Annotated in this window: 25 protein-coding genes; 17 read left to right on the forward strand and 8 right to left on the reverse strand. The window is 70.3% G+C overall.

The annotated features are described in order from the left end of the window. The first annotated feature begins 2 nt into the window (after window positions 1-2). The 4 genes from FYX01_RS01785 to FYX01_RS01800 all read left to right on the forward strand — a co-directional run bounded on the left by FYX01_RS01785 (window position 3) and on the right by FYX01_RS01800 (window position 4,028). The gene (locus FYX01_RS01785) at window positions 3-1,205 is read left to right on the forward strand and encodes a substrate-binding domain-containing protein (RefSeq protein ID WP_150236818.1); all 1,203 of its coding nucleotides are present in this window, start codon (window positions 3-5) and stop codon (window positions 1,203-1,205) included. Beyond that, window positions 1,206-2,075 carry a sugar phosphate isomerase/epimerase family protein gene (locus tag FYX01_RS01790; protein WP_150236820.1) on the forward strand — a complete coding sequence of 290 codons (870 nt, stop codon included), beginning with the start codon at window positions 1,206-1,208 and terminating at the stop codon, window positions 2,073-2,075. A gap of 172 nt (window positions 2,076-2,247) precedes the next feature. After that, the gene (locus FYX01_RS01795) at window positions 2,248-2,979 is read left to right on the forward strand and encodes a hypothetical protein (RefSeq protein WP_150236822.1); all 732 of its coding nucleotides are present in this window, start codon (window positions 2,248-2,250) and stop codon (window positions 2,977-2,979) included. A gap of 44 nt (window positions 2,980-3,023) precedes the next feature. Next, window positions 3,024-4,028, forward strand: a complete 1,005-nt coding sequence (locus tag FYX01_RS01800; RefSeq protein ID WP_150236823.1) for a sugar phosphate isomerase/epimerase family protein — start codon at window positions 3,024-3,026, stop codon at window positions 4,026-4,028. Between the two features lie 67 nt (window positions 4,029-4,095). Here the strand turns inward: FYX01_RS01800 and FYX01_RS01805 are convergent, their stop codons facing one another. The 3 genes from FYX01_RS01805 to FYX01_RS01815 form a co-directional block, all read right to left on the reverse strand. Next, complete coding sequence (locus FYX01_RS01805; protein ID WP_150236825.1) at window positions 4,096-4,341, reverse strand: hypothetical protein; 246 nt, start codon at window positions 4,339-4,341, stop codon at window positions 4,096-4,098. A gap of 119 nt (window positions 4,342-4,460) precedes the next feature. Then, on the reverse strand, window positions 4,461-4,832 hold the full coding sequence (locus FYX01_RS01810; RefSeq protein ID WP_150236827.1) for a hypothetical protein: 372 nt from the start codon (window positions 4,830-4,832) through the stop codon (window positions 4,461-4,463). A 92-nt stretch (window positions 4,833-4,924) separates the two neighbouring features. Further along, window positions 4,925-5,449, reverse strand: coding sequence for a hypothetical protein (locus tag FYX01_RS01815; RefSeq protein ID WP_150236829.1), 525 nt, complete (start codon window positions 5,447-5,449; stop codon window positions 4,925-4,927). Window positions 5,450-6,714: 1,265 nt separating this feature from the next. Between FYX01_RS01815 and FYX01_RS01825 the strand changes: the two genes are divergently transcribed. The 4 genes from FYX01_RS01825 to rsgA all read left to right on the forward strand — a co-directional run bounded on the left by FYX01_RS01825 (window position 6,715) and on the right by rsgA (window position 10,840). Continuing rightward, window positions 6,715-7,272, forward strand: coding sequence for a TetR/AcrR family transcriptional regulator (locus FYX01_RS01825; protein WP_150236831.1), 558 nt, complete (start codon window positions 6,715-6,717; stop codon window positions 7,270-7,272). Between the two features lie 177 nt (window positions 7,273-7,449). Next, on the forward strand, window positions 7,450-8,289 hold the full coding sequence (locus FYX01_RS01830; protein WP_150236833.1) for an MHYT domain-containing protein: 840 nt from the start codon (window positions 7,450-7,452) through the stop codon (window positions 8,287-8,289). Between the two features lie 337 nt (window positions 8,290-8,626). Further along, on the forward strand, window positions 8,627-9,517 hold the full coding sequence (locus tag FYX01_RS01835; RefSeq protein WP_150236835.1) for an MHYT domain-containing protein: 891 nt from the start codon (window positions 8,627-8,629) through the stop codon (window positions 9,515-9,517). Between the two features lie 210 nt (window positions 9,518-9,727). Then, window positions 9,728-10,840: a ribosome small subunit-dependent GTPase A gene (gene rsgA, locus FYX01_RS01840; RefSeq protein ID WP_150236836.1), complete on the forward strand. Its 1,113-nt coding sequence runs from the start codon at window positions 9,728-9,730 to the stop codon at window positions 10,838-10,840. Between the two features lie 71 nt (window positions 10,841-10,911). Here rsgA and FYX01_RS01845 read toward each other — a convergent pair whose 3' ends face one another. Then, window positions 10,912-11,835 (reverse strand): TatD family hydrolase, encoded by a 924-nt coding sequence (locus tag FYX01_RS01845; RefSeq protein ID WP_150236838.1) that lies wholly within the window; start codon window positions 11,833-11,835, stop codon window positions 10,912-10,914. A gap of 129 nt (window positions 11,836-11,964) precedes the next feature. Between FYX01_RS01845 and FYX01_RS01850 the strand changes: the two genes are divergently transcribed. Continuing rightward, window positions 11,965-13,320 (forward strand): AAA family ATPase, encoded by a 1,356-nt coding sequence (locus FYX01_RS01850; RefSeq protein WP_150236841.1) that lies wholly within the window; start codon window positions 11,965-11,967, stop codon window positions 13,318-13,320. After that, window positions 13,317-14,063: an HNH endonuclease family protein gene (locus FYX01_RS01855; protein WP_223830263.1), complete on the forward strand. Its 747-nt coding sequence runs from the start codon at window positions 13,317-13,319 to the stop codon at window positions 14,061-14,063. Before FYX01_RS01850 ends, FYX01_RS01855 begins: the two co-directional genes overlap by 4 nt. 37 nt (window positions 14,064-14,100) lie before the next feature. Here FYX01_RS01855 and metG read toward each other — a convergent pair whose 3' ends face one another. Beyond that, complete coding sequence (metG, locus tag FYX01_RS01860; RefSeq protein WP_150236843.1) at window positions 14,101-15,918, reverse strand: methionine--tRNA ligase; 1,818 nt, start codon at window positions 15,916-15,918, stop codon at window positions 14,101-14,103. A 237-nt stretch (window positions 15,919-16,155) separates the two neighbouring features. Between metG and FYX01_RS01865 the strand changes: the two genes are divergently transcribed. Both FYX01_RS01865 and secD read left to right on the forward strand, forming a co-directional pair. Continuing rightward, entirely contained in the window at window positions 16,156-16,611 is a 456-nt protein-coding gene (locus tag FYX01_RS01865) for a hypothetical protein (RefSeq protein ID WP_150236845.1), read from the forward strand. Window positions 16,612-16,682: 71 nt separating this feature from the next. Next, entirely contained in the window at window positions 16,683-19,340 is a 2,658-nt protein-coding gene (secD, locus tag FYX01_RS01870; protein ID WP_150236847.1) for a protein translocase subunit SecD, read from the forward strand. A 115-nt stretch (window positions 19,341-19,455) separates the two neighbouring features. Here secD and FYX01_RS01875 read toward each other — a convergent pair whose 3' ends face one another. Both FYX01_RS01875 and rsmI read right to left on the reverse strand, forming a co-directional pair. Continuing rightward, the gene (locus tag FYX01_RS01875) at window positions 19,456-20,118 is read right to left on the reverse strand and encodes an AIM24 family protein (protein ID WP_150236849.1); all 663 of its coding nucleotides are present in this window, start codon (window positions 20,116-20,118) and stop codon (window positions 19,456-19,458) included. A gap of 146 nt (window positions 20,119-20,264) precedes the next feature. Then, entirely contained in the window at window positions 20,265-21,149 is an 885-nt protein-coding gene (gene rsmI / locus FYX01_RS01880) for a 16S rRNA (cytidine(1402)-2'-O)-methyltransferase (RefSeq protein ID WP_150236851.1), read from the reverse strand. 364 nt (window positions 21,150-21,513) lie between these two features. Here rsmI and FYX01_RS01885 point away from each other — a divergent pair, with 364 nt between their 5' ends. The 4 genes from FYX01_RS01885 (at window position 21,514) to FYX01_RS01900 (ending at window position 24,521) form a co-directional block, all read left to right on the forward strand. After that, a complete protein-coding gene (locus FYX01_RS01885; protein ID WP_150236854.1) occupies window positions 21,514-21,699 on the forward strand; it encodes a hypothetical protein in 186 nt (61 codons plus the stop codon). 28 nt (window positions 21,700-21,727) lie between these two features. After that, window positions 21,728-23,365, forward strand: coding sequence for a dolichyl-phosphate-mannose--protein mannosyltransferase (locus FYX01_RS01890; protein ID WP_150236855.1), 1,638 nt, complete (start codon window positions 21,728-21,730; stop codon window positions 23,363-23,365). Window positions 23,366-23,671: 306 nt separating this feature from the next. Beyond that, window positions 23,672-23,875, forward strand: a complete 204-nt coding sequence (locus FYX01_RS01895) for a cold-shock protein (RefSeq protein ID WP_017543917.1) — start codon at window positions 23,672-23,674, stop codon at window positions 23,873-23,875. Between the two features lie 337 nt (window positions 23,876-24,212). After that, window positions 24,213-24,521: a sec-independent translocase gene (locus tag FYX01_RS01900; RefSeq protein ID WP_150236857.1), complete on the forward strand. Its 309-nt coding sequence runs from the start codon at window positions 24,213-24,215 to the stop codon at window positions 24,519-24,521. A 75-nt stretch (window positions 24,522-24,596) separates the two neighbouring features. On the opposite strand, the gene FYX01_RS01905 is transcribed toward FYX01_RS01900, so the two are convergent. After that, the gene (locus FYX01_RS01905; RefSeq protein ID WP_150236859.1) at window positions 24,597-25,154 is read right to left on the reverse strand and encodes a hypothetical protein; all 558 of its coding nucleotides are present in this window, start codon (window positions 25,152-25,154) and stop codon (window positions 24,597-24,599) included. Window positions 25,155-26,220: 1,066 nt separating this feature from the next. Here FYX01_RS01905 and FYX01_RS01910 point away from each other — a divergent pair. Then, entirely contained in the window at window positions 26,221-26,961 is a 741-nt protein-coding gene (locus FYX01_RS01910) for a response regulator (RefSeq protein WP_394350422.1), read from the forward strand. Window positions 26,962-26,984: the final 23 nt, after the last annotated feature.

The raw sequence follows: 26,984 nt of genomic DNA on the forward strand, positions 1-26,984 counted from the left end.
CCATGCGCGTACCCCGCGTGCTGCTCGCCGGCGCCGCCGGCCTGACCCTGATGCTCACGGCGTGTACGACGGACGCCCCCGCCGACTCCCCCGAGGGCGGGAGCGGCGCCGAGCTCACCCCCGACGAGGAGTGGTTCGACGAGGCCGAGTTCGAGGCCCAGCTGGCCCAGCGCGAGATCCCCCCGGAGGGTCCCGAGGACCAGCCCTGGATGCAGGCGATCGAACCCGAGTGGATCGACACCTCCGAGTTCGTCCACGACGCGCCCGAGGACGCGACGCTGTGCTTCTCCAACGCCTCGGTGTCCAACCCCTGGCGCGTCACCGGCTTCATCACCATGGAGCAGCAGGTGGAGGCCCTCCAGGAGGAGGGGCGCATCGGTGAGTTCCGGGTGTCCGACGCCGCCGACGACGACAACCAGCAGATCTCCGACATCCAGGCGTTCGTGGACTCCGGGGACTGCGACGCCATCATCATCTCGCCCTCCACCACCGCGACCCTGACCCCGGCCGTGGAGACCGCCTGTGAGAGCGGCGTTCCGGTCGTGGTCTTCGACCGCGGCGTGAACACCGACTGCATGGTCACCTTCATCCACCCGATCGGCGGCTACGCCTACGGCGCGGACGCGGCCGACTTCCTGGTCGAGAACCTGGAGCCCGGCTCCACCGTGCTGGCGCTGCGCATCCTGCCCGGCGTGGACGTGCTCGAACACCGCTGGGCGGCGGCTCAGGAGATCTTCGCCGACAGCGAGCTGGAGGTGCTCGGCCACGAGTTCACCGAGGGCGACGGCGCCAAGATCAAGGACCTGGTCTCCCAGCACCTCCAGCGCGGCGAGGTCGACGGCATCTGGATGGACGCCGGGGACGGCGCCGTCGCGGGCCTGGAGGCCTTCGAGGACGCCGGACAGCCCTACCCGGTCATCGCCGGTGAGGACGAGCTGAGCTTCATGCGCAAGTGGAAGGAGGAGGAGCTCACCGCGATCGCGCCCGTCTACTCCAACTTCCAGTGGCGGACCCCGATCCTGGCCGCCGACATGATCCTCGCCGGTGAGGACGTCCCCTCCGAGTGGGTCCTGCCGCAGGAGCCGATCCGCGAAGACGAACTGGACGAGTACCTGGAGCGCAACGCGGACATGCCGTCCCTGCACTACGCGAAGTTCGGCGGCGAGGACCTGCCGGGCTTCCCCGAGGCGTGGACGGAGCGGTAGATGAGGGCGCTGGGGGTCAACACGTGGGTGTGGACGTCACCGCTGACCGACGCCGCGCTGGAGCGGATCGCGCCCCGCGTGGCGGGATGGGGGTTCGACACGATCGAGCTCCCCGTGGAGAACGCGGGTGACTGGGACCCCCGGCGCGCCCGGGCGCTGTTGGACGGGCTGGGCCTGGCCGCCAGCGTCGTACTGGTCATGGGTCCGGGCCGGGAGCTGGTCGCCACCGACCCGGCCACCCGGTCGGCCACACAGGACTATCTCAGAAGGGTCGTGGACACGGCGGCGGCGGTCGGCTCCTCCGTCATCGCCGGACCGGCCTACGCCTCGGTCGGCCGCACCTGGCGGATGTCCCCGCGAGAGCGGGCGGGGATCGCCGCCGAGCTGACCGAGGCGCTGGCCCCCGTGGTCGGGCACGCCTCGGCCGCGGGGGTCTCCCTCGCGGTGGAACCGCTCAACCGGTACGAGACCAGTGTGGCCAACACGGTGGACCAGGGGCTGGAACTGCTCGCCGACCTGCCCGCCGAGCACTGCGGGCTGGCCCTGGACGTGTACCACATGAACATCGAGGAGCGGGACGTGGCGGCGGCGATCAGGCGGGCCGCCGGAAGGATCGAGCACGTGCAGGTGTGCGCCAACGACAGGGGCGCCCCCGGCGCGGACCACCTGGACTGGCCCGGGATCCTCGACGCGCTGGACGCGTCGGGGTATGAAGGCCCTCTGGTCATCGAGTCGTTCACGGCGGACAATGCCAGCATCGCCACGGCGGCCTCCGTCTGGCGACCGCTGGCGGCGAGCCAGGACGCGCTCGCCGTCGACGGCCTGGCCTTCCTTCGTTCCCTGACCCGACGGGAGGAGTCCCCGTGCTAGGCAGCGCCTTCTCCGCAGCTCCGCCGCGCGCGGCCCTCCCGCCCACCGCGGTGTCCGCACCACCGTCGGCGACGGGCAAGGATGGCAACGTCCACACCCCCGCTCGGTGCCGCGCTCATCGGAAAGCGCTTACTGAAGTAGGGCGGCTCCCTCCCCCACAGGAGACGTCACCATGTCCGCACGACAGCACTCCCCCTCCGCTCCCGCGCCGAAGACACCCGAGGGCCGGGATCCGGTGGCGGCCGCCCCGTCCGCCTGGTGGCTGACCGGGACCTCGCTCACGATGGCCGGCGCCGCCGTCGTCCTCCTCAGCGGTATGGCCACGGCGGGGGGCGGCCCCGAACCCGCCACCGCCGCGACCACCGCCTACCAGCCCGACGCCGACCGTGTCGGCGAACTCGTCGGACACACCCGTACCGCCCACGAGGGAATGGTCCCCGTGGTGGAGGCCATGGAGGAGTTCCTGCCCACCGACGGCTCGCATCCGCCCCTGGACCTGACCGACGCCTCGGTGGTCCACTCCTGGCGCACCGACGTGCGGGAGGCCGCGGACCACTTCGGCGGGCCGTCCGGGGACGACACCGTCCACGAGGCCGTCCAGGCGGGCCTGACCTCCTCCGTCCGGCTGCTGTCCATGTCGGTCGAGGCCTACGCCGGGGCCGCGCTGGTCGAGGACGAGGACCTGCGCATGGACACCCTCCACATCGCCATGGACCTGCGGGACCAGGCGGTCCGCTCGTGGTCGGTGGCCGCCACCCACCTCGACATGGCCAGCGTGGACACCGGCCACGGCCACGTCCACCTGTACCTGCCCGCCGCACCCGACAGCGGGGCCCTCCGACCCGACGGCGCCGAGGCCGGGAGCGGGAGGGACCCGGGCTCCGGGGGCGGCCACGACCACTGAGCCCAGAGCATCCGCATCCGAACCCGAGCACGGAAGGCACCGACATGCCACGACCAGTCACCCTCTTCACCGGACAGTGGGCCGACCTGCCCTTCGAGGAGGTGTGCTCACTGGCCTCCGCCTGGGGCTACGACGGCCTGGAGATCGCCTGCTGGGGCGACCACCTCGACGTCACCCGGGCCGCCGTCGACGACGGGTACGTGCGCGACCGGCTGGGCGTGCTCGAACGCCACGGGCTGGGTGTGTGGGCGATCTCCAACCACCTGCTCGGCCAGGCCGTCTGCGACGACCCCATCGACCAGCGCCACCGGGACATCCTGCCCGCGCGGGTGTGGGGGGACGGGGAGCCCGAGGGCGTACGCCGGCGGGCCGCCGAGGAGATGGCCACCACCGCGCGCGCCGCCGCGAGGCTCGGCGTGTCCACGGTGGTGGGCTTCACGGGTTCGGCGATCTGGAAGTACGTGGCGATGTTCCCGCCGGTGGGCGGGGACGTCATCGAGGCGGGGTACCGGGACTTCGCCGACCGGTGGAACCCGATCCTGGACGTGTTCGACGAGGTGGGGGTGCGCTTCGCCCACGAGGTGCACCCCTCCGAGATCGCCTACGACTACTGGTCGACCGAGAAGGCGCTGGAGGCGGTGGGCCACCGCCCCGCGTTCGGCCTGAACTGGGATCCCAGCCACATGGTGTGGCAGGACATCGACCCGGCCGGGTTCCTGTGGGACTTCCGCGACCGGATCTACCACGTGGACTGCAAGGACACCCGCAAGCGGACGGGCAACGGCCGCAACGGGCGGTTGGGTTCCCACCTGCCCTGGGGCGACCCCCGCCGCGGCTGGGACTTCGTGTCGACGGGGCACGGCGACGTGCCCTGGGAGGACTGCTTCCGCACGCTGAACGCGATCGGCTACCAGGGGCCGATCTCGGTGGAGTGGGAGGACGCGGGCATGGACCGGCTGGTCGGGGCCGCCGAGGCGGTGGACTTCGTCCGGTCGAAGGCCTACGACCCGCCGGAGGCCTCCTTCGACTCCGCCTTCGGCTCGGACTGATCCGGTCGGCCGGGCCGTCCCGACGCGACGGTCCGGCCGACCGGGCCCCGGGCCGGCGCGCGAGGGCTCACATCATGGGGGCGATGACCACCCGGTAGTGGCCGCCGTCCGCGGTGGAGACGTCGTGGCGGAAGTCGTTGACCCGGTTGACGGAACTCTGCACGGCGTCGCTGCCGAAGGCCGTGGTGTCCACGGTGGGCAGGTGTTCCTCGACGGCGCTCACCGCCTCGTCGACGGACATGGCGGTGCTCCTGCGTTCGGGGGTGATGCGCAGTCCGTCATCGGTGAGGCGGCTGATCACGATCCGGAACATACCGGGTCTCCCTGCGGCGTCGGGGGGCTGACACCGGCATTCTCCCCCATCGCGTCCGGACTCGGAAGCGAATCAGGGGACCGGGGCCCCTTCCCTCCCGGTCCCCGTGAAGCGCCTGGTCAGACCTCCAGGGTCTCCTCGATGGCCTTGAGGCGGTGCCGGGCCAGGGCGAGGTTGCCCCGGGAGCGGTCGAGGGCCAGGTAGAGGAAGAGCCCCTGGCCCTTCTTGCTGGTGAGGGGCCGGATGACGTGGTACTGGCCGGACAGGGTGATGAGGATGTCCTCGATCGCGTCGTTGAGCCCGAGCTGGTCCATGGTGCGCATCTTGGCGCGGACCACCTCGGTGTTCCCGGCCGCGGCGACGGTGAGGTCGAGCGAGTTGGTCGCACTGAGGGTGCCCAGCGCCATCCCGCTGCTGTAGTCGACGACGGCGGCACCGACCGCCCCGTCGATCTCCATCATTTCCTTGAGTCCGGTCTCGATGTTGGGCATGTCCTTCTCTCTCCTTTGGGTTCGTCGGCGCAACGCCTTGTCGGCCATCCAGTGGCGTAGGCCCACGACGCCGCGTCGGGACGGGCCAGGGGTCACGCGGTCACCGACCGGGAACGGTCGACGGACAGTGAGCGGAGCGCGGTGACGACGCGCTCCAGGACCCTCCGGTCCACGGGCGTGGCGGTCCGGGCGGTGGGGCGTGGCCGGTCCCGGCCACGGCGGGGCGGGTGGTCGGAGTCGTTCCTGGGCGGTGGGGGCGGCGGAGGCGGTGGAGGCAGCGGGGGCACCCGTGCCGTGCGCGCCAGTCGGCGCAGCTGCCGCAGGGTGAAACCGAGGCTTCCCTCCGTACGGCTCATGCGTACCTGCACGCACAGGCTGGAGTCCTCCAGGACGGCGAACAGCAGGTGGTGGTCGGCGTCGGTGACGACCACGTCCTCCAGTGTCTGGGCAGCGCACAGCGGACCGCCGCGGATGGCCCGGAGCATCTCCGCCGTCTCCGTGGCAGGGTCGTCGGCACCGGCGTGGGTGAGGACGCGTCCGCCTCGCCAGTCCACGAGGCAGACACTGTGCACGCCGGACGTATCGAGCATCTCCCGTAGCTGTTGGTCGAAGCGCACGTCGGTCCTTTGCGAAGCGGGGCCGGGTCTCCCAACGGCCCGTGACGAATCAGGCGAACTGCCCTTTGCGGACATCACGAGAATAAGGACCGGGCGGCCGCACCGCAGCCTTTTCGACAATTTTTCACGTTGTGCCTGCTTACGGGGACGCGAAGTTCCTTTTACCGGAAAGGCATCATGAGCGGAATGCACGGTTCGCCCCGAAGACAAAAGTGATCGTCCTGAGCGTTCCGGACGATCACTTCTCTCATTGTGTGGGGTTTTCGGGCCTTGTGGCCCGGCCAGGACGGGGCGGAAGGCCCGTGTGAGGGGCCGGGGAGGCCCGTGTGAGGGGCCGGGGAGGCCCGTGTGGAGGCCCGGGACCGGCGCGGCCGGGGCAGAGCCAGGCAACCTCGGAGGTCGCCAGGTCGTAGCGGGCCGGGACGGCGTCCGGACCCCCGGACCCACCGGCTCTCGCAGGTCGCCGACGTGGCCGCGGAGGACCGCCCCGGTGCGGTGCGCCTCCACCGCGGCGGTGACCGCGCCGCGCGAAGCGTGCCCCAGGGCCGCGGCGAGGGGGGCCTGTCCGTGCACCAGCTCCTCCCTCCGGGGCGCGGCCCTCGCCGGGGTGGCGGGAGGCGTACCGGCGCCAGCGCCTGCTCCCCTGTTCGAGGAGGCGCCGCGACGAGTGACAGCCCTGGAGGCCCTCATTCCCGACAGGGGGAGTCAGGACTTATGCCGCCGAACGAGGGCCAAGCTACTCTTGCTCCGCGAAAACCATCAAGTGCTTTCAGCGCTCTCCTGGCGCGCTTCTCCCGAAAGCCGGGAAGGCGGCGCCAGGGGCATGGTGGTGACCACGGGAAACATTTCGATCGGCCACTCCCCCGTGTTCTGGTAAACCTTTTTCGCGCCCCCGGCCCCGCCCCCGGGGCCCGCCTTCGGGGCCCGGCCCCGGCGTCCGGCCGGCCCCGGCGTCCGGCCGGCCCCGGCGTCCGGCCGGCCCCGGCGTCCGGCCGGGCCTGGCGGCCGCCAGAGGCCGCGGACGTCGGCGAACCCCGCTAGAATGCCTTACTAACCGACCGTTCGTTAAGTTAGCAAATCCTCGTGGAGGTCCCGGCGCACACAGGCGGCGCCTTCGGCCGCTCCGCACACCGGGCCGCCTCCACCAGGTAGATTCGACAACCGTGTCCAGATCTTCCCCTGTCGAACCAGTGCCCTCCCGTCGCGGAGCCGCGGGACGGAGGCGCTCAGGCCGCCCCGGCCATGACGCCGACTCCGTCCTGCGCGTGGCCGCGCGCGTGTTCAACGAACGCGGATACGACGGCACGAGCATGGAGGACCTGGCCCGCGCCCTGGGCGTGACCAAGTCGGCCATCTACCACCACGTCACCGGCAAGACCGAACTGCTGCGCCGCTCGCTGGACCTGGCCATGGACGCCCTGTTCGCGGTCACCCGCGAGGAGGCCTCGACCACCGGCCCGGCCGTCGACCGCCTGGAGCACGTACTACGCGGCAGTGTGCGGGTGCTGGTGGAGGAGTTGCCCCACGTGACCCTGCTGCTACGGGTACGCGGCAACACCGAGGTGGAGAAACGCGCCCTGGAGCGGCGCCGCGAGTTCGACCGCCTGATCGCCGACCTGGTGCGCCAGGGCGCCGCCGAGGGCGGCATCCGCCCGGACGTGGACCCGGCGGTCGCGGCCCGCCTGCTGTTCGGCATGGTCAACTCGATCGCGGAGTGGTACAAGCCCGACCGCGGACTGGACTCCTCGGAGATCGCCGACACCCTGGCCAGGATCGCCTTCGCGGGTCTGAGCGTCTCCCGGACCCACCCTCTAGCGGAGTGACCTTCCGCGTGTGCGGTGTCCGCCGCGCGCCGCACCGCGCGGGACGACGACCGCACACCACCGCGACCACCCCCGACGTCCGGACGTGACCGCGGTGTGACCGGCTGAGAACACCCGCTCCCTAGGATTGCTGCTGCAGAGAGTCCCCCCATCTCCGACAAGCCGGGAGCGGCGGCCATGATCGACCACTTCACCCAGGGGCCGCTGACACCCGCGGTCGCCTACACCGTGTCCGTGATCGGCTCGTTCGTGGGACTGGTGTTCGCGTCCCGGGCCCGCATGAGCGTCGGCACCGTCCGCTGGGCGTGGCTGGTGCTCAGCGCGACGTGTATCGGCGGAACCGCCGTGTGGTCGATGCACTTCATCGCCATGATGGGCTTCCAGGTCGCCGGTACGGCCATCCGCTACGACATCGCGCTCACCGTGGCCAGCGGGCTGCTCGCCATCGTGGTCATGGGCGTGGCCCTGTACCTGACCATCACCCGCCGCACGCCCGGATCCCTGATGGTCGGCGGTGCCATCGCCGGATCCGGGGTCGTCGCCATGCACTACATGGGCATGGCCTCCATCAACATGCACGGCCACATGGGGCACGACCCGCTGTTCGTGGTGATGGCCGCCGCCATCGCCCTGGTCGCGGCGACGGTCGCCCTCTGGTTCGCGCTGCGTCTGCAGGGCCCGCTCCCGACCCTCGCCGCGTCCCTGGTCATGGGCGTCGCGGTCACCTGCATGCACTACACCGGCATGTTCGGCGTACACGTCACGGTGGAGGAGTCCCCGAGCGTGCCCCAGCTCCCCGGTTCGACCGCCCCCGAGCTGCTGCTGCCGCTGGTCATCGGACTGTTCGTCTTCCTGATGGTGTGCAGTCTGCTGCTGATGCTGGACGTGAGCGACTCCGGATTCCGCGGCGGCTCCTCCGCGCGGGACGGGGACGAGGACCCCGTGTCCTCCGAGGAGGACGACGAGTCCTACACCGCCCGGCACCGCTCCGCCGACGTGTGGAACCCCCGGAGGTAGGACCTCCGTGCGGTGGTCCCCGGACGGCTGCCCGGGGGTCGCCCCGCCCGTGTCCCGGGCGGGGCGGGTCCGCTCCCTGTTCCGGATCCGACTCCCATTTCGATTCCGGTCCTGTTTCCGGTTCCGCCCCTGATTCCGGTTCTGGTCCTGTTTCCGGCCTTGGTTCCGTTCCTGATTCCGCACGACCGTGCCCGAGCGTCACGCACCTGATTCCCTGCGTTGTCGCTGGCCACATCGGGCCAACGCGTTGGCACACACCCCTGGCGCCACGGTGGCATTTCTCCCTACTATCCATACACGGCCAAATTGTGACCAAGGTCATGGAAGGTAGTGAGTTGTGCTCGATCACCTCCCCCAGGACTGGCTCATCCCCGCCATCGCCTTCGTGGTCTCGGCGATCGGCTCCTTCCTCGGGCTCTCCTTCGCCGCACGCGCGCGCCGCGTGACGGGCCCCGTGCGCTGGCAGTGGCTGGCCCTGGCCTCCGTCTCCCTCGGCGGGATGGCCATGTGGTCGATGCACTTCATCGCCATGATGGGCTTCTCCCCGCCCGGGATCGCCATCCGCTACGACGCCGCGCTCACCATGGCCAGCGGTGTCATCGCCATCGTGGTGATCGCCGTCGCGCTCACCATGACCGTCGCCGGGAGGACGGCCTCCTGGCTCCTGTTCGGCGGGCTCGTCGCCGGGACCGGCATCATCGCCATGCACTACACCGGCATGTACTCGATGAACGTCCACGGGGACATCCACCACGAACCCCTGTACATCGCCCTGGCCTGCGCCGTCGCGCTGGTGGCCGCCACCCTCTCCCTGTGGTTCGCCTCCCGGCTGCGCGGACACGCGGCCATCGGGGCCGCGTCCGTCGTGATGGCGGTCGCGGTGACCACCATGCACTACACCGGCATGATGGGCGTCCACATCACGCAGCCGCAGTTCTCCCGCTTCGGGGCCCCGGACGGGGCCACCGCGTCCGACCTGCTGCTGCCCCTGATCGTGGGCCTGTTCATCTTCCTGCTGATCTGCAGCCTCTTCCTCCTCCTGGGTGTCGAGGACGAACGCCCCTCCTATGCCACGCGCCCGGTTCACGCCGACCCGTCCCGGCCCGAGGACGCACCGGACACGCTCCCCGACGGGTACACGCCCCGGCACTCCACCGGACCCCAGTCCGTGCCGGGGGGCCGGTCCGTGCCGGGCGGCGCCCACGACGTGTGGACCAGGCGGCGCTGAACCGGCCCCGCCGCCGGGAAAACCGGTGGCACGGTCCGGGGCCCCGGCCTAGACTCGCCGGGCCGGAGCGCCGCACCACGGCGGCCCACGACGACGGAGAGGAACAGAGCCATGACCGTCACCACGAGTGGTTCCACACCGACCTTCCCGATCGTTCGCGAGCCCTGAGCCGGAGACCCTCCGGGCGGCTCGCCCCGTAGAGAGTCCGCCGTGAGTACGTACAGCAGCACAGCCGCCCCCACCACCCATCCGCTGACCCCGCTGGGGTGGAACCGCCGTGTCGAGCGGGCCTTCGACACCGTCGCCTCCGCCAGTGCCCATCCCCTGCTCCCCGCGCGCGTGGCCTCCTCGCGCCGCGGCGGGGCGGTGGTCCGCCTTCCCCAGGAGACGACCGCCGGCTACTCCCCCGCCGTCACCAGGGCGGCGCGGGCCGACCCGTCCACCGCCCCGTGCGCCGGCGACTGGGTCGCGGTGCGCCGCTCCGGCGACGTCTGGCTCGTGGAGGCCGTCCTCGAACGCGTCGGCAGCCTCGTCCGCCAGGGTGTGGCCAGGGATTCGCACGACCAGGTGCTGGCCGCCAACATCGACGCGGTCCTCATCTGCGAGGCCGCCGACCAGGGGCCCAACATGGGCCGCCTGGAGCGTTTCCTGAGCCTGGCCTGGGCGAGCGGCGCGACCCCGGTCGTGGCGGTCACCAAGGCCGAACTGGCCGGGGAGCGCCTCCCCGAGGTGCTCGAACTCGTCGAGTCGGTGACCACCGGCGCCGACGTGTACACCGTCAGCGCGCACACCGGCCTCGGGCTGGAGGAGCTCTCCGCCCGGCTCCGGCCCGGCACCACCTGGGTGCTGCTGGGCACCTCCGGTGCGGGCAAGTCCAGCCTGGTCAACGCGGTGGCCGGACACACGCTGACGGACACCGGCGAGCTCCGCCAGGACCGGCGGGGACGGCACACCACCACCCACCGCCAGCTCCTGCGGCTGCCCGGCGGCGCACTGGTCCTGGACATCCCCGGCGTGCGGCGCATCGACGTGCCCGGCGCCGAGGCCGGCGTGGACCGGGCCTTCGCCGACGTGGCCGGCCTCGCCGAGCGGTGCCGCTTCCGCGACTGCGCGCACGGCGCGGAGCCCGGCTGCGCGGTCAACGCCGCCGTGGACGAGGGCGAGCTGGACGTACGGCGCCTGGAGCGCTGGAACAAACTCCGGCGCGAGGCCGAGTGGAACCGGTCCCGAGGCGACGCCCGCCTGCGCACCGAGCGCAGGAGGCAGTGGAAGTCCGCCGAGCGGCAGGCCAGGGAGAACGCCTGGCGCAAGCGCGGCCGTTAGTGCCCGCGCGGCCCCCGTGCCCCGGAGCGGGCGGGGGGCGCGCCTTCACGCGTGTCGCGGGAGGAGGGCTCTCAGAATCCGAAGGCCCGCCGCGCGTTGTCCGCGATGATCCCGGCCAGCTCGTCCTCGTCCATGCCCTTGGTCTCCGCCAGCGCCCGCAGCGTGTGCGGAACGAGGTACGGGGCGTTGGGACGGCCCCGGTAGGGCTTGGGAGTGAGGAAGGGCGCGTCGGTCTCCACCAGCATCAGCTCCGGCGGCGCCACGGCGGCCGCCTCCCTCAGTGACTCGGCGCTGGCGAAGGTGACGTTGCCCGCGAAGCTCATGAAGTAGCCGCGCTCGGCGCACACCTTGGCCATCGCCGCGTCACCGGAGAAGCAGTGGAAGACCACCGTGTCCGGGGCGCCCTCGTCGGCCAGGATCCGCAGCACGTCCTCGTGCGCGTCCCGGTCGTGAATCATCACGGCCTTGCCGTGGCGCCTGGCGATGCCGATGTGGCGGCGGAAGGACTCCTCCTGCGCGCGCTTCCCCTCGGGGCCGGTGCGGAAGGCGTCCATACCGGTCTCGCCGACCGCGACGACCTGGGGCAGGGCGGCCAGTTCGTCGATCCCGGCCAGTTGCGCCTCCAGCTCCGCCGTCCCCCCGGGCTCGCGGAGCTTGCCCGCCCAGTCGGTGTCGTCCACCTCCACGCCCTGAGCGCCGTCGCCGTGCACGACGCGCGGCGCCTCGTTGGGGTGCAGGGCCACGGCCGCCCAGACCCGGCCGGGGTGCGCAGCGGCGACCTCGGCCGCCCAGCGCGAGGACGGCAGGTCCACGCCCACCTGGACGAGCGGGGTCACCCCGACGCCCTCGGCGGTGGCGATGACCTCCTCGACCTCCGGGGTCTGCATGTCCATGTGGGTGTGGCTGTCGGCCACCGGGACACGCAGGGGCTCGGGTATCGGCGGGGGCGTCTGGTTGTTGCGCTCCCTGACCGCTTTCCCGCTGCGCTTGCCCATGTGGTCTCCCTGCTCTCATCAGCACTGTCGTGGTGATTCTAGGTAGCTGGAGAAGGCCCGTGACCAATGGGAGGAGGCCCTTAAGGTGGGACGCACAGCACACCACCACCCAGCCAAGGCGGAGTCCCCTTGTACATCGAGCGAGTCAGGGTCAACGGCATCCGTGGCTTCCACGGTGAACGCGCCGCGGACCTCACCTTCCCCACACCTGTGGATCCGCTGGAGGGAAAGGGTAGCTGGACGGTCTTGGCGGGTCGCAACGGGTCAGGCAAGACGACGCTACTCCGCGCGATAGCGCTGGGCCTTGTCGGCCCTTCCTACGCACGTCATCTCGTTCCCGACTTCGACCACTGGGTCTCACACGACTCCGCTTCGGGAGAGATCAGAGCCACCATCCGCCCCGACGACTACTGGGACCGATTCACCCAAGGTCGCCGTCCGCAGGAGAGCTTCGCCGGTTCCTTGCAGTGGAAGCGATTGGATATCGACCGGCATCTACGTGAATCAGTGGTCGGACCGTCAAACACGTCACAGGGCAAAGGAAGCAAGTCTCCTGAACGCGGCCCCTGGTCCGAGGAAACCCCCGGATGGTACGTCGCTGGATACGGACCGTTCCGGCGGTTGGAGGGGGGGTCAACTGCAGCTCAAAGACTCACCCTCAACAACGGCCCGGTCGCCCGCCTGGCCAGTCTGTTCGACGAGGATGTCTCCCTCTCCGAAAGCGTCCAGTGGCTCAAGGACCTGCTCCTGCGACAAAGAGGCGGAGGTTCCCCACCCGAGGAGCCTTTGAACTTCGTCTTCAGGATCCTGAATGACGGGCTGCTTCCCGACGGTTTCCAGGTGTCCCATGTGGACGCCGACGGCCTGTGGGTGGAACACGCCGGGAAGAGAAGCGCTCTTCGGGAGGTGAGTGACGGCTACCGCACGGTGGCGGCTCTGGTACTCGACCTGGTGCGGCAACTCCACTGGGCGGGAGGCGAAGAAGCACTGTCCGAGGATGACCGAGGTCACCCTCGTGTCATCATGCCCGGCGTCGTCCTCATCGACGAGGTCGACGTTCATCTCCATGTGAGCTGGCAGAAAGCCATCGGCAACTGGTTGAAAGAGCACTTTCCCAACATCCAGTTCATCGTCTCCTCGCACAGCCCCTACATCTGTCAGAGTGCGGATCCCGGCGGCCTCATCCGCCTTCCCGGGGTCAACGAGGAGAAATCGCCCAGGGTCGTGTCCGAGGACCTGTACCAGCGCATCGTGTACGGGAGCGGTGACGACGCCCTCCTCACGGACCTCTTCGGTATCGACACGCCCTACTCGGAGGAGGCCGAGCGAAAGCGTCGCCGCCTGGCCGAACTCGAACGCGCGGTGATGAGAGGAGTGGCCACCTCCGCGGAGAGGGACGAGTACGTGCGGATCAACCAGCTACTCACCAGCTCACCGTCCGCCCGGGTGGCTGAGGTCGCCGCCAGCCTGAACCGCCCGGGATGATCCGCGTCGAGAGGACGGCTCTGCCTTCGGCGCTGGCCGAGGATCTGGGCCGCCGCACCCAGAGGATCGTTCGGGAAAAGCTGGACGGCAAGAAGGCCAAGGCGCTATGGAAGGGCGCCAGGACCTGCCGGAGGGATCTGCAGTCGGCCCTCCAGGTCATGGCGGCCGGCCTCAACAGGTGTATGTATTGCAGTGATAGCGAGGGGACGGCCGTCGACCACCACGAGCCCGTCACACACGCGCCTGAACGGACCTTCGACTGGCCCAATCACCTGCTCGCCTGTTCACACTGCAACAGCCATGCCAAGGGGGACCGGTTTCCCGTGGACGCCGACGGGTCACCCCTTCTGATCGACCCCAGCGGTGAGGACCCTCTGGACCACCTGGACCTGACCTTCTCCAACGGCGAGTACACGGCTCTGACCCCGAAAGGGGAGGTGAGCATCTACGTGTTCGACCTGAACCGGTTCGTACTGCGACAGGGACGCGCGGACGCTTTCATCGAGGCCCGGGGCATGCTGTGCCTCTACCTGGACGAGATCGAAAGGGAGAGGCGAAACGAGGCCGGTGCCGTCCACGCCGCCCTGGCCCGACGGCCCTACGCGGACGTTCGCGAGGCAATGACGCGCAAGCGTGCCCTGCCCGGCGCGGAACTGGTCCTGGGAGGGAGCAGGGTCATCCGTGCGCTGGAGGTGCTGATGAGCGCCCCATCGCACGAGACGAGTCGCGGCAGCAGGTCCTGACCCCGGACTTCCCGGAATCAGGACCCGACGGTCCCCGTCACCCGGCCTCGCCCTCCAGTCGGGCCAGCTCCTCGTCCACCACCGACTGGTCGAGCTTGGCGAACAGCGGCTCCGGACGGCTGAGCGGGGTGCCCGCCGCGATGGGCCTGGACTCCCAGCGCGCCTCGTCGTCGGCGTAGTCCCCGGTGATGACCGGGTACTCCACCTCCTCCGCCGAGCCGCCGATGGTGTCGTGGCCGCTGTCGATGCGGGGCATGCCCGTCCAGGTGCCGGTCCCGCCGAGCATCGCGTACACCCTGTTCGCCGACTCGGGCAGGTACGGGGTGAGCAGCGTGTTGGCGTCCTGGACCAGCTGGAGGGCCACGTGGAGCACGGTGGCCATCCGCTCGGGGTCGGTCTTCCTCAGCGCCCACGGGGCCTGGTCGGAGATGTACTTGTTGGCCTCGGCCACGGTGCGCATGGCCTCCTGCAGCCCCGCCTTGAACTGGGACCGTTCCAGACGCTCGCCGACCCTGGCGAAGGCGGCCCCGGACTCCTCCAGCACCCGGCGGTCCTCGTCGGTGAGCTCGCCGGCGGCCGGAATCTCGCCCAGGTTCTTGGCCGCCATCGAGACGGAGCGGTTGACCAGGTTGCCCCAGGCCGCCACCAGCTCGTCGTTGTTGCGGCGCACGAACTCGGCCCAGGTGAAGTCGGTGTCCTGGGTCTCGGGTCCGGCGGCCATGATGTAGTAGCGCAGCGCGTCGGCCGAGTAGCGCTCCAGGAAGTCCCGCACGTAGATCACCACGCGGCGCGAGGAGGAGAACTTGCGCCCCTCCATGGTGAGGAACTCGCTGGAGACCACCTCGGTGGGCACGTCGAGCCTGCCCAGCGGCCCGGGCTCGCCGTCCCGGTCGCCCTCGCCGTTGGATCCCAGCAGGATCGCGGGCCAGACCACCGAGTGGAAGACGATGTTGTCCTTGCCCATGAAGTAGTAGGACCGGGCGTCCTCGCTCTGCCACCAGCGGCGCCATGCCTCGGGCTCGCCGATGCGCCTGGCCCACTCCACCGACGCGGACAGGTAGCCGATGACCGCGTCGAACCACACGTACAGGCGCTTGTTGGCGTTGTCGCTCCAGCCCTCCAGCGGTACGGGCACGCCCCAGTTGAGGTCGCGGGTGACCGCGCGCGGCTGGAGGTCCTCCACCAGGTTCAGGGAGAACTTGAGGACGTTGGGCCGCCACTCGCCCTCCTTGTCCTTGAGCCAGGTCGTGAGGGCGTCGGCGAAGGCGGGCAGGTCGAGCATGAAGTGCTCGGTGTCCACGAACTCGGGTGTCTCGCCGTTGATCCGCGAGCGGGGCGAGATGAGGTCGATGGGGTCGAGCTGGTTGCCGCAGTTGTCGCACTGGTCGCCGCGCGCGCCGTCGTAGCCGCAGATCGGGCAGACGCCCTCGATGTAGCGGTCGGGTAGCGTGCGGCCGTTGGACGGGGAGACCGCGCCCTTGGTGGTGTGGGCGAAGACGTACCCGTTCTCGTGCAGCGCGGTGAACAGCTGCTGGGCGACGGCGTGGTGGTTGCCGGTGGTGGTGCGGGTGAACAGGTCGTAGGACAGGCCGAGGCCGACCAGGTCCTCGGCGATGATCCGGTTGTAGCGGTCGGCCAGCTCCCGGGGGCTCACGCCCTCCTGGTCGGCCAGCACCTGGACCGGGGTGCCGTGCTCGTCGGTGCCGCTGACCATCAGCACGTGGTTGCCCGACATTCGCTGGAAGCGGGAGAAGACGTCGGAGGGCACTCCGAAGCCGGACACGTGGCCGATGTGGCGCGGTCCGTTGGCGTAGGGCCAGGCGACCGCGGTCAGGATGTGGCGATTCGACGACATGACCCAAGCCTAAAGGGGCCGACGGCCTGCCGCGCACGCCTTTCCGCATGGCGGCACGCGAGGGGCCCGGTGCCGTGCCGCGCCGGGGCCGACGTGGTCCCGTCCCCGGAGCGGTACCCGGAGTAAAAGGACATTCCCCGGGGCTTGCCGCTGCCCTTATGCTCTGCTGGACGGGCCGTGTGCCACCGGGGCGCGCGGCGACGGACAGCGCCCTCCCCCCGGTTCCTACCTGAGGCGGTGGTCACCATGGTTACCGGTGCCCTATCCCGCCCTGCCCGGCACACCACCGCGCTGTTCACCAGCGTGGTACTGCTCGTCATACTGTCCTTCCCCGTCGCCTCCGGTGTCGGGCAGCCGGCCTCACCGCCCCTGCCGCCGCACGGTCTGCTCAGTGCCCCCGAGCACGCGCCGGACCAGGCGGCCGGGCAGGACAGGGCGACCCCGCGCGAGCGCGCGGACCTGGCCGAGAAACCGATGGTGACCGTCGGGCCGCCCGCCTCCACCTGCGACCAACGTTCGGTGCTGCGCGACCTCCCGGACGCGGTGCCCGACTGCGCGCTGCGTCTGGCGGTGTGGGACCAGCCCTGGTGGCCGCTGTCGCCCCCGGTCCTCGACCCCGTTCCCGAACAGGCCGCCCACGGGGAGCTGCCACCGACGAGGGCTCCCCCTCTCACCGCGGACACCACCGTCTGACCACCCCGGACGCGCGCCCCGATCTGGCACGCGTCCGGACTTCCGTATTCGCAGTGAGAGGTACCGACCCCTTGTCCAGTCAAACGGGAGCCGCAGGGCGCTGGATACGCGCGCTCATCTCCCTTCTCGTCATCCTCGTCGCCTTCGGCGCGGCGTGGTTCATCCCGCCGCGCCTGGGGCTCGACCTCAGCGGCGGCACACAGATCGTCCTGGAGACCCAGGACGGCCCCGACGGCACACCGGCCAGCTCCGAGAACACCGACAAGGTCGTCGAGGTGCTGCGCCAGCGCATCGACAGCCTCGGTGTGGCCGAGGCGACCATGTCGCGCTCGGGCGAGAACCGGATCATCGTCGAACTGCCCGGCGTGCAGGACCCGGCGGAGGCCGCGAAGATCGTCGGCCAGACCGCCCAGCTGTCCTTCCACTCGGTGCTGGGCGTCGGCCAGGAGGGCGGCCAGGGCGTGCAGGCCCCGCCGACCGGGGACTCCGCCAACGCCCCGGAGGCCACCGCCGACGAGGCCCGGCCCCCGGCCGACACCGAGGGCGGTGGCGAGGCCGCGCCCGAGGGCGGTGAGGGCGGCGGCCAGGAGATGTCGCCCGAGCAGATGGAAGAGCTCATGAGCGGCATGGACGGCCAGCAGCAGGCTCCCGCCGGCCCCTCCGCCGAGAACCCCGAAGACGTCGTGATGACCCTTCCGGACTCGGAGGGAACCAACCTCCAGCTCGGTGAGTCCGTCATCCAGGGCGACCAGGTGTCCAGCGCCGACGCGACGCTGGACAACGTCAACCGGGCGCAGTGGACGGTCAACGTCAACTTCCGGGGCGAGGGCACCGAGCAGTGGACCCAGCTGACCGCCGACGCCGCCTGCTACCCGCAGGGCGACCCGCGCCGCCGGGTGGCGATCGTGCTGGACGAGCAGATCATCTCCGCCCCGGAGGTGAACCCGGAGTTCGCCTGTGACGTGGGCATGCCGGGCGGCTCCACCACCATCACCAGCCCCAGCTTCACCAGCGAGTCCGCGAGCGAGCTGGCCGTGCTGATCGAGGGCGGTTCGCTGCCGCTGCCGGTCACCGAGGTCCAGCGCCAGACGGTCGGCCCGACCCTCGGTGCCGCCGCGATCCAGGCCAGCGCCATCGCCGCCGTCCTGGGTCTGGCGTTCACCGCGCTGTACATCACCCTGGTCTACCGCCTGGTCGGCTTCCTGGCCTCGATGGCGCTGGCGTTCTACACGCTGATCGCCTACGGAGCCCTGGTCGCCATCAGCGCCACGCTGACCCTGCCGGGTCTGGCGGGTTTCGTGCTGGCGATCGGTATGGCCATCGACGCCAACGTGCTGATCTTCGAACGCGCACGCGAGGAGTACCAGCGCCAGACGAAGACCTACGAGGCGAACAAGTCCGCGGGTATGCGGGACGCCACCGAGGACGAGGCCGCCAAGACCGGGTCCAGGGCACTCGCCCGGCGCCGTCGCCGGGCCATCCCGCCGAGCCTGGAGAAGGCGTTCGTCGAGGGCTCCCGCAAGGCGTGGAGCGCGGTCATCGACACCAACATCACCACGCTCATCGCCGCGGCCCTGCTGTTCATCTTCGCCTCGGGCACGGTCCAGGGCTTCGGTGTGACCCTGAGCATCGGTACCCTCGTCTCGATGTTCTCCGCGCTGGTCATCGCGCGCGTGTTCGTCGAGTGGGCGGTGCGCCGGGCGGTCGTCCGCAACCACCCGGGGATCAGCGGTCTGAACAGGATCGGCCGGGTCCGCAGCTGGCTGGTCGAGAAGAACCCCGACCTGATGAAGCACCGCAGCAAGGGCCTGGCCGTGGCGGGACTGATCGTGGCGGCCGCGATCGCCGCACCGCTGATCCGCGACACCAACCTGGGCGTGGAGTTCACCGGCGGTCGCGTGATGGAGTACGAGATCACCGGCGACGAGGACATCTCGGTGAACGAGGCCCGCGAGATCATCTCGGGACTCGACTTCCCGGGTTCGGACACCGCCGTGGTGCAGGAGTCCAGTGACAGCGACATCGCTGTGCGCACCGGCGACATCTCCGACACCGACGCCGCCGAGATCGCCGACGCCCTGACCGAGGAGACCGGCGGCGTGGAACGGATCAGCGACGAGCTGATCGGTCCGAGCATGGGCGACGAACTGCGCAACCGCGCACTGATCGCCCTGGGCGCTGCACTCGCGTTGCAGCTGGTCTACCTGGCCTGGCGCTTCCGCTGGTCGTTCGGCGTCTCCACCATGCTGTCGCTGGCGTTCAACCTGGCCCTGGTGATCGGTCTGTTCATCTGGTGGGGCAAGCCGATCGACGGCGTGTTCCTCGCAGCGCTGCTGAGTGTCATCGGCTTCACGGTCAACGACACGGTGGTGGTGTTCGACCGGGTGCGCGACGAGTGGGCCAGGGACGAGAAGTCGACGTTCCCGGCGATCGCCAACCGCGCGGTGCTCAACACCCTGCCGCGTACCGTCAACACCTCGGTCGGCGCGCTGATCATCCTGGGCTTCCTCACCTTCCTCGGTGGGTCCTCGCTCCAGGACTTCTCCATCGCCATGCTGGTCGGTCTGAGCACGGGTGTGCTCTCCACGGTGTTCGTCGCCGTACCGCTGGCCATCTGGCTGCAGAGGTGGGACAAGACCGATCCGCCGCACGTGGTCAAGGAGCGCAAGGCCAAGCAGAAGGTGGCCGCCAAGGCCGCCCGCGAGGCCGACGACGGCGCGGTCGTGTAGCGATCGCACCCGCTCCGGCACGGGGCCCCGGGACGTACGCGCCCGGGGCCCCGCCCGCGTCCGGGGCCGGACCGGCTCACACGCGTGGACCGGTCCGGCGCCGGGATCGGGCGGGTCAGCCCGCCTGGGCGGGCGCCGGGGCGCCCTCGGATGCCTGCACCAGGACGAAGCCCTGCCCCTCGAAGGCGAGCTGGAACGCCTCGCCGCTGCCCCTGCCGATGAGCGCTCCGGCCTTCAACGTGCGACGCACACCCGCGCGCAGCGAGGTGGACCAGGCGACCGCGGCGTCGGTGTCCACGAAGGTCGGCTGGTCGACGTCGAGCAGCACGGGGGAACCGTGGCAGGCGATGGCCACCCTGCCGCGCCCGCCGAAGACCGTGTTGAAGAGGCCGCCGGTCACCATGCCCGCGCCCTCGACCCTGCGGATGTCCCAGTCCAGCCCGGACTCGAAGGCGAGCACGTTGGTGCCGTTGACCGTGAGCTGCTCGTCCTCCAGGTCGACCAGGTGGACGTCCCAGGCGTCGCGGGCCAGGAACACGTCACCTTGCCCGGACACCCTCATCAGGGGCAGCCCCTCGCCGGTGAAGGCCTTCTTGAAGAACTTGCCGACGCTGCCGGACCCCTCGTAGGAGAAGTCGATCCGCCCCTGGTAGGCGACCATGGAGCCCTGACGGGCGAGGAACTCGCCGTTGAGGCCCACCCGGAGCATCTTGTGGTTCTGCAGGTGCATCCCCGGCCGGCCGGTCTCCTGGGCCTGCTGGAAGAGCTGACTTCTCATGGAGCGATCCTCATCGATGGGCGACCCGTTCACCTGGTCAGACGCACCGCGCCGGGAAAGGTTCCGGTTCCGGACCCACCGGTTCCGGACCCTCCGGCTCTCCCGCGCGGTGGTCCACGCCCCTCCCGGCGCACCGGCCTGGGCCCTCAGCCGGCCCGGTCGGCGGACACGATGCCGTGCACCAGGTCGTAGATCCGGCGTTTGGGAACGCCGGTCCCCTTGGCCACACGGACGATCGCCTCCTTGCGGCGCACGCCCTCCTCCTCCAGTTCGGAGACCGCGGCCAGCAGGTCGGCGTCACCGGTCTCCTCCGGGCGCTGGCGGGCGCCCTCCACGACGACGGAGATCTCGCCCCGCACGCCCTCCGCGGCCCATTCCGCCAGCTCTCCGAGGCCGCCCCGGCGTACCTCCTCATAGGTCTTGGTCAGCTCTCGGCACACGGCGGCGCGCCGATCGGCGCCGAAGGCCACGGCCATCGCCCGCAGGGTGGCCGCGACGCGGTGCGGGCTCTCGAAGAACACCATCGTGCGGCGCTCGGCCGCCAGGTCGGCCAGGTAGCCGGACAGGCCCTTGCGCGGCGGGAAGCCCTCGAAGCAGAAACGGTCGGTCGGCAGCCCCGAGACCACGAGTGCGGTGGTCACGGCGGACGGGCCGGGGATCGCGGTCACCGGGATGCCCTCCTCGCCGCACGCGGCGGCCAGCCGGTATCCCGGATCGGACACCCCCGGCATCCCGGCGTCGGTGACGACCAGGACGTCGCGTCCGCCGCGCAGGTCGGTGAGCAGCTCGTCGGTGCGGCGGCTCTCGTTGGCGTCGTAGTAGGACACCACACGGGCGCCCTCGGCCCCGCCCAGGCGCACGTTCGCGCGGGAGGCGAACTGGCGTAGCCTGCGGGTGTCCTCGGCGGCGATGACGCGTGCGCCCTCCAACGCGCGCAGCAGTCTGGGCGGCGCGTCCTCCAGGTTCCCGATGGGCACACCGGCGAGCGTCAGGGTCCCTGTCTCCCTCGCCCCAGCTCCACCCTCAACCACTGTGATCCCCGTCCTGTCGCGCGCTACGGTTGGCTCTGTCACGCCGCCCGAAACCTGGTTTCGTGGTCCGTCCGCAAAGGACGGCCATCTCCGACCCCAACCTACGAGCCGAGGTAACGGGTTCCCCTCCAAGGGAGGGGCTTACAGCCCTCGCGGTTGGAAGCCCGCCGTTACCAGCACCAGCCAACACCAGGGAGGTGACCCGTTGGCTACGTTCCACACAGGTGAGAAGACCCACCGGGCCGTGCTTCCTCAGCGGTCCGCCCCGGAGCCCGCGTCAGCGGGCCACCCGGGGGACAGGGACGGAACGGGACGCGGAGGCCGCCTGAGCGTGGCACCCGGTGTGGAACACGTGCGAGGGGAGATGCCCGAAGCCACCACCGCGGCCGTCTCCACGGTCCTGGTCGCCGGATGCGGCGGCGGCAGCCACACCCCGCAGGCTCCGCACGGCCCCGCCAAGACCTCGTGGAAGAACCTGCGCCTGCTCCGACGGGCGAACGGTTACGCCTACACCACACAGAAGGAGGCACGGGTTTCCTCCCCCGTCTGAAGGCGGGAGTATCCACCCCATACACCAGATGACCACCACCGCACACTCCTCCGAGGCCGAGCCCTCGCCCCCGCCGCGGTCGGCGCCGATCCGCGCCCGCCTCCTGCCCGTCGACCCGGCCCCGCGCTGGCTGGGCTGGCTGGGCGCCGTCCTCGTCGCGTTGTTCGCCGGAGCCCTGAGGTTCGTCAACCTCGGCCAGCCCGCCCGCATCTACTTCGACGAGACCTACTACGCCAAGGACGCCTACGGGCTCCAGGAGTTCGGCTACGAGCACGAGACCGTGGAGGAGCCGGTCGGGGCCGACGACCTGCTCGCCCAGGGCCACCAGGACATCTTCACCGGCGCGGGCGACTTCGTCGTGCACCCGCCGGTCGGCAAGTGGATGATCGCTTTGGGCGACTGGCTGTGGTCGCTCCTGCCGTTCGGCACGTCCATGACCCCGGAGGCCTGGCGGTTCGCCTCGGTCCTGGCCGGGGTGGTCTCGGTCCTCATCCTGGTGCGGCTGGCCACCCGGATGACCCGCTCGGTGCTGCTGGGATGCACGGCCGGGCTGATCCTGGCGCTGGACGGCCTGCACTTCACGCTGAGCCGTATCGCCATGGTGGACATCTTCCTCACCCTCTGGATCCTGGCCGGCTTCACGTGCCTGGTGATCGACCGGGACGGAACCAGGGAGCGACTGGCCCGCCTGGCGGAGGCGGGGACGGACCTGGTCTCGGTGGGCTGGTTGGGGATGCGCTGGTGGCGTCTGGCGGCCGGGCTGTGCTTCGGCCTCGCGGTCGGCACCAAGTGGTCGGCCCTGTTCTTCGTCGCGGCCTTCGGCCTGCTCACGGTGGCGTGGGACTACGGAGCCCGCAGCAGTGTGGGCCAGCAGCGCCCGTTCTGGCGGTGGTTGGGGATCGACGCCGTTCCGGCGTTCGTGCAGACCGTGGTGGTCGCGGGGGCCGTCTACCTGGTCTCGTGGTCGGGATGGCTGTTCACCCGCGGCGGCTACAACCGCGACCAGGCGGACGGCATGGCGCCCGACTGGCTGCCCGGACTCCTGGGTGCGCCCCTGGAGGCGCTGTGGAGCCTGGTGGACTACCACCGCCGGATGATGGCCTTCCACACCGACCTGACCAGCGACCACGCCTACATCTCCGCTCCGTGGGAGTGGCTGGTCATGCGCACCCCGGTGATGTTCCACTACAACGGCCAGGCCGTCGGGTGCGACACCGGCGACTGCGTCACCTCGGTGGTCTCCATCGGCACGCCGGTCATCTGGTGGGGCGGCCTGCTCGCCCTGACGGTGGTGTTCGGCTGGTGGGTGACCTTCCGCGACTGGCGCGCGGGCGCCGTACTGCTGGCCGTGGCGGCGGGGTGGCTGCCGTGGTTCGCCTACCCGGACCGCCCCATGTTCCTGTTCTACGCGCTCCCGGTGCTGCCGTTCCTGATCCTGGCGATCGTGCTGGCGCTGGGCCTGGTGCTGGGGGCCGGTGAGGGGAGTCCGCGTTTCGCCCCCTACCTGAGGGCGGTGGGCGGCATCGTCTACGGCGTGGTCCTGCTACTGATCGTGGCCTGCTTCGCGTACTTCTACCCGGTGCTGTCGGCGTACCCGATCGACGAGGCGGTGTGGCGCGAGCGTCTGTGGTTCGACGTGTGGATCTACGGCAGCGGCGGTTCCTGAGCACTTCACCGGTAACCCGCATTCCACCGAACTCCATTAGTGGTCCGGCGGGCGGAAATCAACAGTTCTGAGTAGCCGAAACAGGACACGGGAAGAGGACGATTCCCGTGTGGGGACTCTCGGCACGGCGCCACCCTCCCTGGTACTGTCAGCAACTGGTTGCTGTTGTAGTTTCCATGGATGCCCAAGGCGCCTCGCGGAACTTCACGTGGGCGCTCGTCGATACGGGGATTACCCGCCGGTCCGGCGCCCGGCGACCCGGGGCCAGCAGGGTGCGGCCCCGCAGTAGTCCCTAAGGGAGAGCACATGGCTCAGGGCACCGTGAAGTGGTTCAACTCTGAAAAGGGTTTCGGGTTCATCGCCGTCGAGGGCGGTCAGCCCGACGTGTTCGTTCACTACTCGGCGATCGCGGGCACCGGCTTCCGGAACCTGGAAGAGGATCAGAAGGTCGAGTTCGACATCATCCAGGGCCCCAAGGGCCCGCAGGCGGCGGATGTCAGAGCGGTCTGAGCGGTCTGAACGCGTTTCTTCCGCGGCTCGCGGGTGCCGGACGTCGTCCGGCATCACCACCCGCGACCACGATCCTTTCCTTGTCAGTACGCCCGAGCAGCCGGAATCGGGTTCGATAAACCACGACCGGGGCCCGGACCCGGGGCACCGCCCGGCGGCCCCGTGATCCGGACACCGGCCAGGCGTCCGGGCCAGGACGCCGTTCTCCCGGCCCTTCGCTCTCCGAGCGGAGGGCCGGTCCTCGTCCGGCACCCGGACCAACAGGGGCAGGGTTACCCAACCTCTCCGATACCGGCTAACCTGAAACCGGTCGGTACACCGAGGGACGAGGGCGCGCATGTTCAACATCAGCGGAGGAGAGTTCGTCCTCCTCCTCCTGTTCGCGCTGCTGATCTTCGGCCCCGACCAGCTGCCCAAGGCCGCCCAGCAGGTCGGCCGGGTGCTGCGCCAGCTGCGGACCATGGCCAACTCCGCCTCCAACGACCTCAAGGAGGGGCTGGGCCCGGAGTTCAAGGACTTCGACGTGCAGGACCTCCATCCCAAGCGCTTCGTGCAGAAGCACTTCTGGGAGGACGAGGAGACGGAGAAGAAGCCCGTGGCCAGGCTCAACGGCAAGCGTCCGCCCTTCGACAGCGAGGCCACCTGACCCTCCCCCGAGGCTTCCGCGCGCGCCGCCCGGGCCGCGCGCTCCTCCGGGGAGAACACCCTCCGGCCGTGCCGCTCAGCCCAGGAGCATGAGCACCAGAAGACCGAAGCCCAGCAGGATCACCGAGCCCAGGATGATCGTCGGGGAGCCGACCGCCAGGATCAGCCCCTCCACGGCCAGCGCGCCGCCGAAGGCCCCGACCAGCCAGGGCCAGCGCGGTCCCGGTTCCCAGCCGTGGCGGCGCTCCCGTCCGAGGGTGACCAGGAAAGCGGCCCCGGTGGCCAGCCAGAACGCCAGGTGGGCGAGCGCGCGGGTCTCCGGCTCGACGTAGTCGGCCATCCCGCCGACCACCATCACGTAGGTCAGCGTCCCCGTGACCAGCCTCCAGTGCCCGCGGCCCCGGTGGGCGGGGATGACCTTGCGCCGGGCCGGTGTGGTGCGGCGGAAGCGCTCGGCCGCGACCGGCGGCTCGTTCTCCTCCACCGGTTCGACCGTGGTCTCCGACAGCTGCCGGGGAGGGGGCTCGGGTGGCGGTGGTTCGTATCCTCCGGCCGGCGCGGGCTCCGCCGGGGACGGGTGGGCGGGCTCCTCGGAGGGCTGGTACCCACCGGGGTGCCGGGGGGAGTCGGACACGGCTGATCCGCCCCTTCACGGTCGCGCGGTCCGGCCCTGGCCGGACCGGGGGTCATCGTCCGGATCCCTACCCGGTGGCGTCCACGGTCAAATCCCCGTTCGCCGGTTCCCCGGCCCCGGGGAGGGGACGCGGAGAAGGGAGAGGGCCCGACCAGGTCGGCGTGAACTGGTCAGGCCCGGTGCCGAGGGCTCGTCGGAGCCCTTCGGCAGGCTGGTCAGTACCAGGACCACCCGTTGTCACGGGCAGTAATCATATGCGTGGTCATGGCATCTACCTTTCGTGTGGTTTCCAGCCCATCCCACGACAACGATGGCGTAGAACGCTCTCCGTCCGCAAGACCTGAAGTCGAATGTTCATCGTTTTATGGCATGGGCATCGCCAAACCCCTGACGGCACCGCGCAAATAACCGTCCCCTGGGCTGTTTCCGCAGTTCAGGCGGGTCTCCATTATTGCCCACAGAACACGCCCTCTCCTTTGGCATACCAAAAGAAGGTCCACTGACGGCAAAATCACCAGCGCCGTCATAACCGAGAGCGATGGATTACCTATTGTCCCCGAAGTGGAAAACAGGGTAGGCGCCGGGACCCCGGAGTAAGGCCTCCCGGAGCACCGTGGTCGGGCACCAGGCAGGATCCGCCGGGAGAGATGTCGGAAACCTGAGGTATGCCCACCTTTGTAATGTTACACCCTACCCGAAAACCAATGACTCTCCGTCGTCGCGGCACGGTGCCGCGCCCTCGGGAAAGCAGGGACGGAGCCCCCACACACCCTGTTTCGGTCAGTCATAAAGACGGATATATACCTTTCCTCTATCCTGCCGTCTTCCTCCGCGAGCGCCCCTCTGACAGGATTCCCGTGACAGCGTTCGCACCGTTTTCCACCGAGATGGCCGGGGTAGCGGGCGGTAAGTTCGTTCGTTACCGCCGCAGTCGGCAGGAAGCCCGCCTAAAGTGGAAAGAGCCACCCCAAGGCGGCACGCGCGGGCGACACCGCCGTCTGTCCCGGAAGCGAGGACGTGGAGCCTCCGTCTCCCCCTGGCTGTCATACGCATGGAAGGCACCGTCGTGAGTCCGCACCCCCCGAGCCCCCTGGCCCTCACACCGAACGTGGAGGACCATCCGCACGGAGACGACTCCCGCATCCGCCCCATCCGCGTCATGGTCGTGGACGACCACGCCTTCTTCCGGCGCGGCCTGGTGTCCGTCCTGGACGAGGAGAGGGACATCAGCGTGGTCAGCGAGGCGGGCGACGGCGAGGAGGCGGTCCGGCTCGCCGCCGAGATGCGGCCCGACGTGGTGCTCATGGACGTGTGGATGCCGCACTCCAACGGCATCGACGCCTGTCCGCGCATCCGCGAGGCGGTCCCCCACACCAAGTTCGTCATGCTGACCATGAGCGACGAGGAGTCCGACCTCTTCGACGCGCTCAAGGCGGGCGCCACGGGTTACCTGCTCAAGGAGATCTCGGTGACCGAGCTTCCCCGCGCGGTGCGCGCCATCGCCGACGGCCGGTCCTTCATCAACCCGGCGATGGCGACCAAGCTCATCGGGGAGTTCGCCGAGCTGGCCAAGCAGGAGAGCGCGCCGCCCAGCCGTCCGACCATCCCCGAGCTGACCCGGCGCGAGACCGAGGTGCTCAAGCTGCTGGCCCGGTCACTGAACAACCGCGAGATCGGCGAACGGCTCTTCATCACCGAGAACACCGTCAAGAACCACGTGCGCAAGATCCTGGAGAAGCTCCAGGTGCACTCGCGCACCGAGGCCGCCATCTACGCCGTCCGGGCCGAGTACGTCTCCGGCCACTGACCTCCCAGGCGGCCGGGAGAGCG

The organism is Nocardiopsis quinghaiensis (assembly GCF_008638365.1).
GTDB classification, from domain to species: domain Bacteria; phylum Actinomycetota; class Actinomycetes; order Streptosporangiales; family Streptosporangiaceae; genus Nocardiopsis; species Nocardiopsis quinghaiensis.